General features: G+C 66.7%; 16 protein-coding genes and 2 pseudogenes. 14 read left to right on the top strand and 4 right to left on the bottom strand.

What is annotated here, in order from left to right; all coding sequences use genetic code 11:
• A partial coding sequence (locus tag QOC69_RS05015) for a PCRF domain-containing protein (RefSeq protein ID WP_526436991.1) occupies positions 1 to 737 on the bottom strand: 737 nt, incomplete at its 3' end.
• Positions 738 to 894: 157 nt separating this feature from the next.
• On the opposite strand from QOC69_RS05015, the gene QOC69_RS05020 reads away from it, so the two are divergent.
• Positions 895 to 2,259: an FAD-dependent oxidoreductase gene (locus QOC69_RS05020; protein WP_526436993.1), complete on the top strand. Its 1,365-nt coding sequence runs from the start codon at positions 895 to 897 to the stop codon at positions 2,257 to 2,259.
• 61 nt (positions 2,260 to 2,320) lie between these two features.
• Here QOC69_RS05020 and QOC69_RS05025 read toward each other — a convergent pair whose 3' ends face one another.
• A complete protein-coding gene (locus tag QOC69_RS05025) occupies positions 2,321 to 3,628 on the bottom strand; it encodes a sensor histidine kinase (RefSeq protein WP_526436995.1) in 1,308 nt (435 codons plus the stop codon).
• Entirely contained in the window at positions 3,625 to 4,302 is a 678-nt protein-coding gene (locus QOC69_RS05030; protein WP_526436997.1) for a response regulator transcription factor, read from the bottom strand. Before QOC69_RS05030 ends, QOC69_RS05025 begins: the two co-directional genes overlap by 4 nt.
• Positions 4,303 to 4,365: 63 nt before the next feature.
• On the opposite strand from QOC69_RS05030, the gene QOC69_RS05035 reads away from it, so the two are divergent.
• From QOC69_RS05035 to QOC69_RS05090, 12 genes and pseudogenes are all read left to right on the top strand, one after another.
• A complete protein-coding gene (locus QOC69_RS05035) occupies positions 4,366 to 4,770 on the top strand; it encodes a hypothetical protein (protein ID WP_526436999.1) in 405 nt (134 codons plus the stop codon).
• The gene (locus tag QOC69_RS05040; RefSeq protein ID WP_526437001.1) at positions 4,767 to 5,711 is read left to right on the top strand and encodes an FAD:protein FMN transferase; all 945 of its coding nucleotides are present in this window, start codon (positions 4,767 to 4,769) and stop codon (positions 5,709 to 5,711) included. Before QOC69_RS05035 ends, QOC69_RS05040 begins: the two co-directional genes overlap by 4 nt.
• Entirely contained in the window at positions 5,708 to 6,268 is a 561-nt protein-coding gene (locus QOC69_RS05045) for a ferric reductase-like transmembrane domain-containing protein (RefSeq protein ID WP_526437003.1), read from the top strand. The genes QOC69_RS05040 and QOC69_RS05045 overlap by 4 nt, the downstream gene beginning before the upstream one ends.
• A complete protein-coding gene (locus QOC69_RS05050) occupies positions 6,265 to 7,536 on the top strand; it encodes an NADH-ubiquinone oxidoreductase-F iron-sulfur binding region domain-containing protein (RefSeq protein ID WP_526437005.1) in 1,272 nt (423 codons plus the stop codon). The genes QOC69_RS05045 and QOC69_RS05050 overlap by 4 nt, the downstream gene beginning before the upstream one ends.
• A complete protein-coding gene (locus QOC69_RS05055; RefSeq protein WP_526437007.1) occupies positions 7,467 to 7,805 on the top strand; it encodes a ferredoxin in 339 nt (112 codons plus the stop codon). Before QOC69_RS05050 ends, QOC69_RS05055 begins: the two co-directional genes overlap by 70 nt.
• A 55-nt stretch (positions 7,806 to 7,860) precedes the next feature.
• Complete coding sequence (locus tag QOC69_RS05060) at positions 7,861 to 8,340, top strand: DUF2231 domain-containing protein (RefSeq protein ID WP_526437009.1); 480 nt, start codon at positions 7,861 to 7,863, stop codon at positions 8,338 to 8,340.
• 143 nt (positions 8,341 to 8,483) lie between these two features.
• Entirely contained in the window at positions 8,484 to 9,197 is a 714-nt protein-coding gene (locus QOC69_RS05065; protein WP_526437011.1) for a VIT1/CCC1 transporter family protein, read from the top strand.
• A gap of 15 nt (positions 9,198 to 9,212) precedes the next feature.
• Positions 9,213 to 9,491 (top strand): annotated as a pseudogene (locus tag QOC69_RS05070) (alpha/beta fold hydrolase); the annotation flags it as partial.
• Positions 9,492 to 9,537: 46 nt separating this feature from the next.
• A complete protein-coding gene (locus tag QOC69_RS05075; RefSeq protein WP_526437013.1) occupies positions 9,538 to 10,911 on the top strand; it encodes an ABC1 kinase family protein in 1,374 nt (457 codons plus the stop codon).
• A gap of 157 nt (positions 10,912 to 11,068) precedes the next feature.
• On the top strand, positions 11,069 to 11,722 hold the full coding sequence (locus QOC69_RS05080; protein WP_526437021.1) for a TetR/AcrR family transcriptional regulator: 654 nt from the start codon (positions 11,069 to 11,071) through the stop codon (positions 11,720 to 11,722).
• 29 nt (positions 11,723 to 11,751) lie between these two features.
• Complete coding sequence (locus tag QOC69_RS05085) at positions 11,752 to 12,723, top strand: oxidoreductase (protein ID WP_526437015.1); 972 nt, start codon at positions 11,752 to 11,754, stop codon at positions 12,721 to 12,723.
• A gap of 26 nt (positions 12,724 to 12,749) precedes the next feature.
• A complete protein-coding gene (locus QOC69_RS05090) occupies positions 12,750 to 13,544 on the top strand; it encodes an SDR family NAD(P)-dependent oxidoreductase (RefSeq protein ID WP_526437017.1) in 795 nt (264 codons plus the stop codon).
• Here the strand turns inward: QOC69_RS05090 and QOC69_RS05095 are convergent.
• Positions 13,525 to 13,926, bottom strand: a complete 402-nt coding sequence (locus QOC69_RS05095) for a TIGR03618 family F420-dependent PPOX class oxidoreductase (RefSeq protein WP_526437019.1) — start codon at positions 13,924 to 13,926, stop codon at positions 13,525 to 13,527. The genes QOC69_RS05090 and QOC69_RS05095 overlap by 20 nt on opposite strands.
• A gap of 65 nt (positions 13,927 to 13,991) precedes the next feature.
• On the opposite strand from QOC69_RS05095, the pseudogene QOC69_RS05100 reads away from it, so the two are divergent.
• Positions 13,992 to 14,232, top strand: a pseudogene (locus tag QOC69_RS05100) (HNH endonuclease); the annotation flags it as partial.

The raw sequence follows: 14,232 nt of genomic DNA on the forward strand, positions 1-14,232 counted from the left end.
CGGTAGACGTCGACGCGCAGGTCGCCCTCGGGAATCTCGATGTGGTCGGTGGTCTCGACCACGGGCAGCACCTCGACGTCGGCGAACGACGTCTGGCGCCTGCTCTGGTTGTCGAACGGGCTGATCCGCACCAGTCGGTGCGTGCCCTGCTCGACCGAGAGCGTGCCGTAGGCGTACGGGGCGTGCACCGCGAACGTCGCGCTCTTGATGCCCGCCTCTTCGGCGTAGGACGTGTCGAACACCTCGACGCCGTAGTGGTGCTTCTCCGCCCACCGGACGTACATCCGCATGAGCATCTCGGCCCAGTCGGCCGCATCGACGCCGCCCGCGCCCGATCGGATGGTGACGACCGCCTCGCGTTCGTCGTACTCCCCCGATAGCAGGGTGCGGACCTCCATCGCCTCGAGGTCCTCACCCAGTGACTTGAACTCGGCGTCGGCCTCGGCCAGCGCAGCTTCGGCGCCGGCACCGGCCTCTTCGGCCGCCATCTCGTAGAGCACCGGCAGGTCATCGAGCCGTTGCCGCAGTTCTTCGACTCGGCGCAGCTCACTCTGCGTGTGGGAGAGGTCGCTGGTGACCTTCTGGGCGCGCGCCTGGTCGTCCCAGAGGTTGGGATCGGACGCTTCTTGTTCGAGCTTCTCGATGCGGGCGCGCAGACCATCGACGTCCAGCACGCGCTCCACCGTGGTCAGGGTGGTGTCGAGGGCTGCGATGTCGGCTAAACGGTCGGGATCCACGGGAAATCACAGTACCGACCGTGACGTCGGACGTTTCGCCCCTTCCCCCTCGATCGGCGAACCAGGTTTAGCATCGGCTTGGTAACCAGCCCGGGACGTCGCGACAGCCCCTTGTGCGCCCCGGGTACGAGACAGATGGCTTACAGAAAGCTGAAGTATGCGCCCTTACCATGTGGCGATCGTCGGCTCCGGACCTTCGGGTTACTTTGCTGCCGCGTCGCTGCTGAAGTTCGCCGACTCGACCGATGACGCGGACGTGCGCGTCGACATGCTGGAGATGCTGCCGACCCCGTGGGGTCTGGTGCGCTCGGGGGTGGCGCCCGACCACCCCAAGATCAAGACCATCAGCGCCCAGTTCGAGAAGACGGCCGCCGATCCCCGGTTCCGTTTCTTCGGCAACGTCGCGGTGGGCGAGCACGTCCAGGCCGACGAACTCGCCGAACGCTATGACGCGGTGATCTACGCGGTCGGCGCCCAGTCCGACCGCCCGCTGAACATTCCCGGCGAGGAGCTGACGGGCAGCGTCGCCGCCGTCGACTTCGTCGGCTGGTACAACGCGCACCCGCACTTCGAGGAGATGTCGCCCGACCTGTCGACCGGCCGGGCGGTCGTGGTCGGCAACGGCAACGTCGCACTCGACGTGGCGCGCATCCTGGTCAGCGACCCCGACCTGTTGGCCGCCACCGACATCGCCACGCACGCCCTGGACCTGCTGCACTCCCGCGGTGTCGAGGAGGTCGTCGTCATCGGCCGCCGCGGCCCGCTGCAGGCCACCTTCACCACACTGGAACTGCGCGAGCTGGCCGACCTCGAGGCGATGGCCGACGTCGACGTGATCGTCGACCCGGCCGACTTCGCCGACATCTCCGAGGCCGACCTGGAGGCGGCATCGAAGAGCGTCAAACAGAACATCAAGGTGCTCCGCGGATACTCCGAGCAACAGCCGCGAGGCGCCAAGCGCCGCATCGTGTTCCGGTTCCGCACCTCGCCGATAGAGATCAAGGGCGATGGCAGGGTGGAGTCGATCGTGCTGGGCCGCAACGAACTGGTCGACGACGGGGGCCGGGTGGTCGCCAAGGACACCGGCGGGCGCGAGGAACTGCCGGCACAGCTGGTGGTTCGCGCGGTCGGGTACCGGGGTGTGCCGACGCCGGGGCTGCCGTTCGACGAACGGGCCGGAACGATTCCTCATACCGACGGCAAGGTCGATGGCAGGCGCAACGAGTACGTCGTCGGGTGGATCAAGCGAGGCCCGTCCGGCGTGATCGGCAGCAACAAGAAGGACTCGCAGGAGACCGTCAACACGCTGACCGCCGATCTTGCCGCGGGATCCGTGGCCGACTTCGGCGATGGGCATTCCGAGGAACTCCTCGAATGGCTGGTGTCGCGCCAACCGAAACTGGTCACCGACGACCATTGGAAGCTGATCGACGACCACGAGCGTTCGGCGGGCGAGATTCTCGGCCGGCCGCGGGTGAAGTTGACCAGCGTGGCCGAACTGCTGCGGATCAGCCACGGATGAGTGAGAACGACCTGTTCGGGTTCGATCGTCAACGACACGATGAGCGTGAACCCGGCGCCGGTCATCTTCTCCGGGTGCGCAGCAATCGGCGTGTCCGGGCCATCCAGCGCAAAGCCGGCTTCGGGCCGCTTGCGCACGAATTCGCCTCTGGTGCCGCCCTGGCGGTGCCCACCTCAGCGGCGGGAATGATGAGTGTGAAAGTGGCTCCGCCGCCGGGTGTCTGCGTCACGGTGATCTCGCCGCGGTGCGCGTGCGCAATCTCTCGAACGAGTGCCAGACCGATGCCGTAGCGCGGACGATCTCCGGTGGCAGTGTGTGCTTGTCCGTGTGAGAAACGGGTGAACAACGTGTCCATGTCGAAGGGGTCGATTCCGACGCCGTCATCACGCACGTCGATGTGGACGTTGTCCTTCTGGCGCCGAATGGCGATGCCAATCGTTCCGCCCGGATGCTCGTGCGCGAGTGCGTTGTCGACCAGAGAGGTGATCGCGCGGCGGAGCGCGGACGCCGACCCGAGCACGACGAGATCTTCGGTGGGCACGACGCCGTCGGGTTCGACGACGAGGCTCACCCCGGCGGTCTCGGCGTGCTGGAACATGCTGTCGCGGACCACGTGAGCGACAGTTGCGAGATCGACGCGATCGCGGGGTGCGTCCTCTTCGGTCATGGAGGCGGAGGCAAGCAGGTCCTCGATCACCTCACCAAGTGCGCGCGTGTCGGCGGCCAGCGCGTCGATTTGTCTCTTGGTCTGCTGGGCGTTTGCATCGTCGAAACGGCGGGCGAGTAACTGGATGCGGGTGTGCAGCACCGTCAATGGTGCGCGAAGTTCGTGCGAGGCATCGGCGACGAAACGTCGTTGCAGTGCCAAAGCCTCGGCGAGGGGGCGGATCGACCGTCGGGTGAGCATGACGACGACGGCGACGGACGCCACGATTCCGGCGAGCTCTGCGATACCCAGCGACAGCAGCAGACGACTGCGACCGGAGTCGTAGGGACCGAGATCGAGCAGCGCAACGACGCGGCCCTGTGGCTTGTCGGCTACGACGGCACGGTAGTGAACGCCGTCGAATTGATGGTCGGAGAATCCGACCGGACCTGCCAGCAACTCCGCGGCCGGTACACGGTCGGTGCTGGCCCCCACATTTCCCGAGCGATCCCGCAGGACCAGGATCATTCCCGGCGGCGGATCGTTGACGTCGTCGGCGCTCGCGGCAACCGAGTTCAGCTGGGAGGTGATCTGCTGGCCTTGCACACGGACATCGACGAAGAAGATGACGGCGCCTACCACCAGCAACAACCCGGCTAGCGCGAGCGACGCTTGAACCGCGGCGATGCGGCCGGCGCGCTGAACCACGCCGAGCGGCGTCATCCGGCTCCGAGGCGATAGCCCGTACCGTGCACCGTGCGCACGACGTTGCGGCCGAGTTTGCGGCGCAGATAATGGACGTAGGTGTCGACGGCGCCGGACGAATCGACACCGTTGAACACTCTGTCGAGCAGTTGGCCCCGCGTGAAGACCTGTCGCGGGGCGCTCATCAGAACGCCGAGCAGCGCCGCCTCACGCTCGGACAGTTCGACCCCGTCGCCGCCAACGGCGCTGCCGGTGACCCTGCGCGTCAAGCGATCCAGGCAGAGACCACCAACGCGCAGCATCGAACGACCGTCGGGCCGTCGCAGCAGTGCCCGTACCCGGGCGAGCAGTTCGGGTATCTCGAACGGTTTGAGCAGATAGTCCTGCGCGCCGGCGTCAAGGCCCTCGACCCGATCCGCGACGGACCCACGGGCGGTAAGCACTAGCGCCGGGGTGGCCACACCACGTGACCGGAGCACGGCGACGAGATCGGCGCCGTCCATCACCGGCAACCCTCGATCGACGATCACGGCGTCGTAGCGGCCGGTGAGGCCACGGTGCAGTCCCTGCTGGCCATCGTGCGCGACGTCAACGAGATAACCCTCTTCGGTGAACAGCTCGGCGAGCATCACGCTCAGCGCACGGTCGTCCTCGACGATCAGCAATGTCTGAGCAGGGTGTCCGTCGGCCACCTCACCGAGCGTGCCACGCCAGTTCTTCGAACGCTGTAAGAAACCGATGACATCGTTCGGGACATGGACTCACCTCGGCTGGGCTTTCGCCGCGCCACCGTCACCTCGTGGGTGCTGGTCGGCATCGGCGCCGCCGGTGTCGCGGGTGCCTCGTCGCTTGCGTATGCCGACACCTTCAAGCCGCCAGCGGTGGACATCCCCGTCGACGCCGCGGTGCCCACCGAGTTGGCGCCGCCGCCGGAGGTCACCTTCGAGACCCCGGTCGATCAACCCCCGGCCAGGACCTATCAAGCGGTGCCCGAGTACACACCCGCACAAACCGTCGAGCAGGCCCCTGCCCCCGTCACCCATCAGATACCGACTCCCAAGGCCACCGTGCCGCCGACGACCCAGCGCCGCCTGACCACTCCGACGACGGTGAATTCGCCGAACTACTCCCGTCCCGTGACGAGATCCAGCGGCTCGTGACCACCGCCGCAGAGCGGATCGCCGACGAGGAGACCACGACAACCCGGTGGCAGCGGTGGAGTACCGACATGCAGCTCGTCGTCACCGGCTCGGACTCGCTGGCCTGCGCGCGGCGGGAAGTCGATGCCGAACTCGACGCCATCGAAGCGGCCGCGTCGCGCTTCCGGCCCGACTCCGAAATCAATGCTCTCGCCGCGTCAGCCGGTCGGCCGATGTACGTGAGCGAGGTGCTGGCAGAGATGCTGGCCGCAGCACTCGTCTCGGCCCACCAGACCGACGGTGACGTCGACCCGACGATCGGCGGCGCGATGATCGCCCTCGGCTACGACCGCGACTTCGCCGCATTGGATTGCGGGCGGCAGCCGGCCATGTCCGTCACGGTGCCTGCGCACTGGTCGATGATCGCGCTGAAGGGTCGGGTGGTGACGGTGCCATCCGGGATCGTGCTCGATCTCGGAGCCACGGCCAAGGCAATCGCCGCGGACCGTTGCGCTCAGCGCGTCCAGCACGCCACCGGGACCGGTGTATTGATCAATCTCGGCGGTGACATCGCCACCGCAGGACCATCGCCCGAGGACGGCTGGCAGGTACTGGTCCACGACGCCGACGACGATCCGGCAAGTTCGGTGGCCCTGCCGGGCGGAACCGCACTCGCCACCTCGAGCACGGTCCGCCGGCGATGGCGACACCGCGAGGAACTGGTTCACCACATCATCGACCCGCAGACCAGCCGCTCAGCGGATCCGGTGTGGCGCACCGTCAGCGTCGCCGCGCAAAGCTGCCTTGCCGCCAACACGGTGAGCACGGCGGCGATCGTCCGCGGGTGGCAGGCGCTGGATTGGATCCGGACCCTCGATGTCCCCGCGCGACTGGTGGACCGCGAACGCGGCGTCCACACCATCGGCGGGTGGCCGGAACCCGACCCGGACGCAGTCCGATGACCGACGAAACCTTCTGGGCTCTGGGCCGCGGAACCGGGATCACGGCGCTTGCGTTCCTCACCATTTCGCTGGCATTGGGAGTCGCCACGCGATCGGGTCGCCCGCTGTTCGTGCTGCCGAGATTCGCCGTTTCCGACGTCCATCGGTTCGCCGCGCTGGCCGGGACGCTCCTGGTGGCGCTACACGTGGTGCTGCTCTTCTTGGATCCCTATGCACAGTTGCGGCTCGTCGACTTCGTCGTACCATTCCTCGGGGCCTATCGACCCCTGTGGCTCGGCTTGGGGACCCTCGCCTTCGACGTGCTCGTCGTCGTGATCGTCACCAGCCTGTTGCGCCACCGACTCGGCGTGCGAGTCTTCCGCGCCGTCCACTGGGCGACGTATGCGCTCTGGCCGATCGCCCTGGCCCACGCACTCGGCAACGGAACCGATTCCGGTCACACGTGGTTTCTGCTGTGCGCGGCGACCTGTGCGCTGACGGTTGCCGTCGCCCTGGCATGGCGGCTGCGGGCCAACTACACGGAGTACGCAAGCGCACGGGGACTTCAGCGCCCGTGACCACAGCACGACACCGTCTCGCCGAGACCCCGACGACTCATCGTCTGTTCGCCGCTCAGGGACCAAGCCTGGCCGAACACCGCGCGCAGTTCGGCGCGCTGCCCGACTCGGCCGGAACGAATTTGGTTGCCGCGCTTCATGAGTCGAATCTGACCGGCCGAGGTGGTGCCGGTTTCCCGACCGGCCGCAAGATCGCATCGGTCAGCGGCCGCAAACCGGTCGTGATCGGGAACGGCGCCGAGGGCGAGCCGCTCAGCTACAAGGACGCCGCACTGCTGTCGCACGCACCCCACCTCGTCCTCGACGGCCTGAACGTCGCCGCCGAAGCGGTGGCGGCGGACAAGGTGTACATCTACGTCCCGTCGCGCTTGCTCTCGACGGTGCAGCACGCCCTCGAGGAAAGGGCGACACCACGAGTTGATCGGTACCGGGTAGCCGCCGTCGAAGCTCCCGACACGTTCATCTCGGGCGAGGAGTCGGCGGTCGTCAGGCGTATCGAGGGCGGTCCGGCACTCCCCCGCGACCGCAAGCTCCTCACCACCGTATCCGGTGTGCGGGGCCGGCCCACGCTGATCAACAACGTCGAGACACTCGCACACGTCGCCCTGATCGCCAGGTACGGAGCCGAATGGTTCCGCTCGATCGGTGACCGGACACAACCAGGCTCCATGCTCGTCACGCTGTCGGGTGCGCTGAACAAGCGAGGCGTCGTCGAAGTGCCGACCGGAGCGTTGTTGACCGACGTGATCGGGCGGTTCGGATTCAGCGACCATCTCACCTTGCGTGCGGTCCTCATCGGCGGTTACCACGGCAGTTGGATCCCGACCGAGACGCTGACCGGCGTCCGGTTGTCGAAGTCCTCCCTCGCACCTCTGCGGGCCAGTCCGGGCGCAGGCATCGTTCACGCACTCGGGCGCGATGAGTGTGGCCTCGCGCACACCGCAGACATTCTCGATTACCTCGCCGAACACAGCGCCGGCCAATGCGGCCCCTGCCTGAACGGTCTGCCCCGACTGAGCCAGCTCTTCGAGGACCTCGCCTACGGCCGGGTCAACGACCTCCTCGTCGAGGAGATACACCGGATGAGCGACCTCGTCGACGGCCGCGGTGCCTGCCGGCACCCCGACGGAACCGCGCGCCTGGCCCGCAGCGCACTGCACGCCTTCGCCTCCGACGTCACCCACCATCGGCAGGGCCGATGCGAAGCCGCCCTGACATCGGTGCCCAACGCCGGACGTTCACGACGCACCGACTCGGGAGCACTGTGAGGCCGCCGCACCCGCCATCCCCGCGACGGCTGCACATCGACTGGACGCGCTGCGACGGACGCGGACTGTGCACCGAACTGCTGCCGCGGCTCCTTGACCGGGACGACTGGGGCTACCCCATCGCGCGAGACGGCTCCCGCGAGCCCGCGGTTCCACCATCGGCACTTCCTCAGGCGCACAACGCCGTTGACCGCTGCCCTCGACTTGCCATCTCACTGATCCCCGACCAACCGGCATCCGCCGACCGAAAGCGAGGCCCTTCTTCGTAGATCGTACGAGATCGTGTCTTCGCGCAATCCCCACATCGTTTCGAGGAGAAACAACTTGTCGACGTTCAACGGGCTACCCGCCCACGTTCTACTCGTGCACTTCATCGTCGTCCTGGCCCCGCTCACCGCCATTCTCACGATCATCTGTGCGCTGTGGCCGGCAGCACGCCAACGATTGGTATGGCTGGTGCTGACGCTCGCGGTCATCACGACGATTCTGACCCCATTGACGACGGACGCGGGCGAATGGCTGGAGAAGGTGAAGGGCCGGTCGCCCTTGCTGCACGCCCACACCGAGCTCGGCGACACGATGGTGTACTTCGCCATCGCGTTGACGGCCGCAGCGATTCTGCTCGCAGTCTTCCATTTCCGGGAAGCGCGCGGGCGATCCGTGAAACCCCTTGCGCGGTGGCTCATCGCCGGCGTCGTCATCGTCACGAGCGTCGCGACGACCGTACAGGTCTATCGCATCGGCGATTCGGGAGCGAAGGCAACCTGGGGAGAGCAATCGGTTGCCCGCCCGGCCACGCCCTGACACCGCCGCCGAGCGCATGTCGCCGTCGAGCGCGCGGTCCACATTCGGGAAGTGCGGTGAAGCTGAAACACGCTGCACAGTGGCCACTTTGGCTAGGCTACGTTTGCTGGCGGTGGTCCGCCTCGTTGTCTAGCGTGGTGACCATGTCGACCACGTCCCATCCCGCCGAGCCACATGTGGGTTCGGTGTCATCGAAACTGAATTGGCTGCGTGCCGGCGTCCTGGGCGCCAACGACGGGATCGTCTCAACGGCAGGCATCGTGGTAGGAGTTGCGGCAGCAACGGCGTCTCGAGACCCGATCCTGACCGCGGGAGTCGCGGGAATGGTCGCGGGGGCCGTCTCGATGGCGTTGGGAGAGTACGTTTCTGTCAGCACTCAGCGTGACACCGAGCAAGCGCTGCTCAGCAAGGAACGCGGCGAGCTACGCGACGACCCCGCAGCGGAACTGGACGAACTCGCGGCGCTGTATGAGGCCAAGGGTTTGTCGACGGCAACTGCGCGCACCGTTGCCGAAGAACTGACCGACCATGATGCGTTCGCCGCGCACGCCGACGTGGAGCTGGGCATAGATCCCACCAATCTGACCAACCCATGGCAGGCCGCCCTGTCATCGGCACTGTCCTTCACCGTCGGGGCCCTCCTGCCATTGGTCGCGATTCTGTTGCCGCCCAACACTCTTCGGGTACCGATGACCGTCGCGGCCGTGCTGCTGGCTCTCGTCATCACCGGAGCGGCGTCGGCCGGCCTTGGCGGTGCACCCAAGCAACGCGCGATCACGCGCAACATCCTCGGCGGCGCCGTGGCTCTTGGCATCACCTACGGCATTGGACATCTGGTCGGCGCCGCCATCACGTGAGCGTTCCCATCCGCGAGCCGGGCGGCGCAGAGCAATCCGCGCGCGGCCGCCTCGTTGGGTCGGTCGTTGTTGCGGCACAACCGGTATGAGGCATTGGCGGCGTTCCGCGACGTGGACGTCGTCGTCATGGCCGGCACGAACGACAGGCTGACCCCGCCCGCGCATGCCCATCGGATCGCCGAGAGGCTTCCAAGTAGCCACGTGGTCGTCTACCAAGGGGCCGGCCACCACCTACCCTACGAACGCCGCGAGGCCGTCGCCGCGCGTGGAAAGTGGGCGCGAGCGGCGGGATGAATCCGACATTTGTAACCTGAGTCATCACGCTCGGAGGACTCCGCAAATGTCAGACCAGGTACCCACCTCGCGAGTTTCGCGTGGCTCCAAGCTCGGCAAGGCGGCGGCGACGCAGGCGGTGCGGACGGCCGGCGCCAGGATGTCGATGGTCGGCCGCTCCAGCGAGTCGAAGGCGCGGATCTCGGAGAAGGCCGCGCTGCAGGCCGCCGACCAGCTGGTGCAGGTGCTTGGCAGCATGAAGGGCGCGGCCATGAAACTCGGCCAGATGCTCTCGGTCGTCGACCTCGAGCTGGTTCCTGAATCGCACCGCGAGAGTTTTCAGCGCAGGCTCGCAGTGCTGCGCGACCAGGCTCCCACGGTCTCGTTCGACGTGATGCGACGCCTGATCGAGGACGATCTCGGAGGTCCCGTAACGACGTTGTTCGCAGAATTCGATGACCGGCCCATGGCCGCGGCGTCGATCGGCCAGGTCTACCGCGCCCGTCTGCACGACGGTCGCGACGTGGCGGTCAAGGTGCAGTACCCAGGTGTCGACGTTGCGATCCGTGCCGATATGAAGAACCTGGCGATGTTCCTGAAGTTCTGGCGCTCGGCGATCCCGACGGTATCGACTCCGGAGCTCGCGGCCGAGATCGCGCGCAACATGGAGAGCGAACTCGACTACGAGCGTGAAGCGCGAACCCAGCACGAGCTCGCGGTGTTGTTCGCCGATCATCCGTTCATCGCGATACCCGACAGCGTGGCGGAGCGCAGCGGCCGAAAGGTCGTCGTGACCGAATTGTTCGACGGCGTCTCGTTCGACGCGATCTGCGAACTGCCACCAGCCGATCGCGATCGGGTCGGCGAGATCGTCTACCGGTTCTACATCGGTTCGCTGTTCCTGCACAACGAGTTCTGCGGCGATCCGCACCCCGGAAACATCCTGCTGGGTCGGGACGGGAAGGTCGGTTTCATCGACTTCGGTCTCTACAACCACATGGATCCAGTGCACGTCGACTTCGAGAGGCAGTGCATACGCGCCGCCGCCGAACACCGCAGCCAAGACCTCTTCGACATGATGGTGCGCCGCGGCGTGATGGAGGCGGACACCGGGGTGACACCCGAGGAATGCCTCGAATACGTCTACGCCGCCGCCGGGTGGCACCTCACCGACGAGGTGATCACGGTGACTCCGGCCATGGCCAGCGGCAGCATGCTGGACGCGATCGACCCCCGGATGACGGAATTCTCGGGCATGCACCACCAGAACCTGCCACCCGAGCATCTGTTCTCGCGACGCGCAGACTTCTTGACCTTCGGCGTGCTGGGCCAGCTGGGAGCCAGTAACAACTGGCATCGGATCGCCCGCGAGTGGATCTACGGCGACGAGCCCGCGACCGCCGATGGTGTTGCCGACGCACAATGGCGCGCATCCCGATGACCCGACCAGCCCGAATACGTGGAACTGCGTGTAGCCAGTACCGCCGGTATCGGATAAAGTGATACCCGTGACCCCCAGGGCGCATACACGCGGATCCGAGAAGCGTGCGGGCCAGCGACCTGACGCGCGCACCGAACGCTGGCGCGAACACCGCGCCATGGTCCGCGAAGAGTTCGTCGACGCAGCGTTCCGGGCGCTGGGCAAGATCGGGCCGGACGTCAGCATGGACGACATCGCCAAGGAGGCGGGCACCGCCAAGCCGAAGCTGTACCGGCACTTCAAGGACAAGGTCGACCTCTTCGACGCGATCGTCGACCGGATCCAGGACATGCTGTGGGAGCGCGTGCTGTCCAACATCAACCTGATGAACGACTCCGCTCGCGAGCTAGTGCGCCGTGGCGCCACCGAGTACGCGAAGGTGGTCATGGAGTACCCGAACGTCTTTCGATTCATGGTGCACAGCCACTTCACCCATCAGATGGACGAGTCGGAGCGGACGTTGCAGTCGGCGCGCCAATCGGCCAGGCGCGCCGCCGAATTGTTCTCCAACGCCCTCGACGACGACTCGATCGACGGCGACTACACCGAACTGACCATCTACTCGATCTTCGGTGCGGTCGCATCCTCAACCGACTGGTGGCTGGGTGCCAACCGCACTCAGGGAGAGCCGATGTCGATCGACACGTTCGTCGAGTATCTGGCGACCACCGTGTCGAGTCTCGTTGAGTCGACCGCCCGGCTCAGCGGAATGACGGTCGACCCGAACCTCCCGTTGCACCTCGCATTCTCGAACGACCAACCCAGTCAATAACGACGACCCCAGCCAATGAGGAATACCCGATGACGCGTACCCCCCTGCAGACCAAGAACTTCCGAGTCAGCGACATACCCGACCAAGCCGGGAAGACGATCCTGATCACGGGCGCCAACAACGGCCTCGGCCTGCAGGCGGCGACGGCGCTGGCAGGCGCGGGCGCGCGGATCATTCTGGCCTGTCGCAATCAGGAGACGGGACGGGAAGCCCTGCACCGCGTGCGCACTGCGGGCCCAGAAGCCGAGCACGGCCTCGTCGCCCTCGACCTCGCCGATCTCGGCAGCGTCCGCGAAGCGGCCGCCGAGGCGACGACGCTGGCACCGAGGATCGATGCGCTGATCAACAACGCAGGCCTAATGGCGGTTCCGTTCTCGCGGACCGCGGACGGCTTCGAGATGCAGATCGGCACAAATCACTTCGGGCACTTCGCGTTCACCGACGGCGTTCTGCCCGCGGTGCTGGCGGCTTCCGAACCGCGCGTCGTCACGCTCGCCAGCATCGCGCACCGTCAGGGGCACATCGTGCTCGACGACCTGAACTTCGACCGTCGCGGCTACCGCCGAATGGCGGCGTACTCGCAGTCCAAGCTGGCCAACCTCCTCTTCGGCGCGGAGCTGGCGCGACGCAGCGAGGCGGCCGGGCTCGCGTTGAAATCCGTGATCGCACACCCCGGCGCCGCGGCAACGAACTTGTTCGATTCGATGGTCCCGCCGATCCCTGGCGCTCTGACGGCAACCCACATCGGGCTGGGAATCTTCGGCAACAGCGAAACGGACGGCGCGCTGAGCCAGCTCTACGCGGCGACGATGCCCGACGTGCGCAACGGCGACTACCTGGGACCCAACAGACTGTTCGGCGTCCGCGGTCCGGTCGGCCGTTCTCCGCGCGCCACGTCGGCACGCGACGAAACGGTCGCAGAGCGGTTGTGGGAGAAGTCGGTCGAGCTCACCGGTGCTCAGTACGATGCGCTCAAAACTGCTTCCAGCACACCGTCGTAACCCGTAGCGACAGATCGAGAACGACCATGCAACGTTTCACCAACCGCGTCGCTCTGGTTACCGGCGCAAGTTCGGGCATCGGCCGCGCGACCGCGCTCCGGTTGGCGGGTGAAGGAGCGGCAGTGGCGCTGGTCGCGTTGCCCGGCGCCGATCTCGAGGAGTCAGCCGAGCTGTGTAGAGCCGCGGGGCCTGCGGCACTGGCCATTGCCGCCGACGTGACCGACTCCGCTCAGGTGGCAGACGCCTTCGACTGCGCCGAAGAACTTGGCATGCTGTCCGCGGTGTTCAGCAATGCAGGCATTTCCGTGATCTCCCCCATGTCGACGACGACCGACGACGATTGGCTCCGGCAGATCCACGTCAATCTCTCGGGGAGCTTCTACGTTTGCCGCGAGGCAGCGCGACGGATGATCCCGGCCGGCCGCGGAGCGATCGTGACGACCGGATCCGAACTCGGTCTGCTGGGTCAGGGCGGCTATGTCGGCTACACGGCGACGAAGGGCGGCGTCCTTGCGATGACCCGCGCCATGGCCGCGGAGTTGGCAGTGCATGGGATCCGCGTCAACAGCATCTCCCCCGGCGAGACCGAGACCCCTATGCTTATGGCCGAATTCGCCGCGGCACCCGACCCCGCCGCTGAGTTGGCCGAGCACCAGGCGTCGATCGCGCTAGGCCGAATCGCACAACCGGCCGAAATTGCCGACGCCGTGGCGTTTCTGCTGTCCGACGATGCCGCGTACATCACCGGCACCAACCTCGTCGTCGACGGCGGGCGGACGTCCTGCTTCACCGTCGGATCGATCAGCCGCGCGGAGGGGTGACCGTGTCGGCTTCGATGGTGATCAGCACCCTCGTCTCAGGCTGACCTCTGAAGTTTGGGTATGGCGTGCCGAGATACTTCTGCGAGATCTCGTCGATGCTCTCGGCGCCACCCTCGGTGGTCATGGCGATCACGCGGCCGCGCACCGCGTAGTAGCGGAAGACATCGTCGGAGTCGACGATGTTCACCGCCACCCGACCGTCGCGGGCGACGTTTCGGGCCTTCTGCATGCCGTCGACGATGTTGATCACCACGTGCTCGCCGTCGGTGGTCACCCAGGTCTGCGTCAGCTGGGGCGACCCGTCGGGCATCAGGGTGGCGATGAAGCACGGGCTGGGCCTGCGGAGCAGGTCGAGCAGATCGTCGGGCAGTGGCGTCGGCACGGTTGGTTCCCCTTCGTGGAGTCGTCTTGCCGAGCTTGTCAGTGGACGTCGGTAGACTCGAACGCATGTTCGAACGATTGGTCACCGTCGACCCGGATGCGGATGAGTCGGCGCTGGTGGAGCGTATCGCGGCGCTGGAACGGTTGAAGTCGGCGGCCGCTGCGGGGCAGGCGCGTGCAGCGGCCGCGTTGGATGCGGCGCGGCGGGCCGCGGAGGAGGCGGCTGGTGTGCCCGCGAGGCGACGTGGTCGCGGGCTGGCCTCCGAGGTGGCGTTGGCGCGTCGGGACTCCCCCTCGTGTGGGGGCC

The organism is Mycobacterium sp. (assembly GCF_032162105.1).
GTDB lineage: Bacteria > Actinomycetota > Actinomycetes > Mycobacteriales > Mycobacteriaceae > Mycobacterium.

Coding starts and splice junctions, on each gene's coding strand:
- QOC69_RS05020 (WP_526436993.1), top strand. CDS start 895: ATGCGCCCTTACCATGTGGCGATCGTCGGCTCCGGACCTTCGGGTTAC.
- QOC69_RS05025 (WP_526436995.1), bottom strand. CDS start 3,628: ATGACGCCGCTCGGCGTGGTTCAGCGCGCCGGCCGCATCGCCGCGGTT.
- QOC69_RS05035 (WP_526436999.1), top strand. CDS start 4,366: ATGGACTCACCTCGGCTGGGCTTTCGCCGCGCCACCGTCACCTCGTGG.
- QOC69_RS05045 (WP_526437003.1), top strand. CDS start 5,708: ATGACCGACGAAACCTTCTGGGCTCTGGGCCGCGGAACCGGGATCACG.
- QOC69_RS05055 (WP_526437007.1), top strand. CDS start 7,467: ATGCGAAGCCGCCCTGACATCGGTGCCCAACGCCGGACGTTCACGACG.
- QOC69_RS05065 (WP_526437011.1), top strand. CDS start 8,484: ATGTCGACCACGTCCCATCCCGCCGAGCCACATGTGGGTTCGGTGTCA.
- QOC69_RS05075 (WP_526437013.1), top strand. CDS start 9,538: ATGTCAGACCAGGTACCCACCTCGCGAGTTTCGCGTGGCTCCAAGCTC.
- QOC69_RS05080 (WP_526437021.1), top strand. CDS start 11,069: ATGGTCCGCGAAGAGTTCGTCGACGCAGCGTTCCGGGCGCTGGGCAAG.
- QOC69_RS05085 (WP_526437015.1), top strand. CDS start 11,752: ATGACGCGTACCCCCCTGCAGACCAAGAACTTCCGAGTCAGCGACATA.
- QOC69_RS05090 (WP_526437017.1), top strand. CDS start 12,750: ATGCAACGTTTCACCAACCGCGTCGCTCTGGTTACCGGCGCAAGTTCG.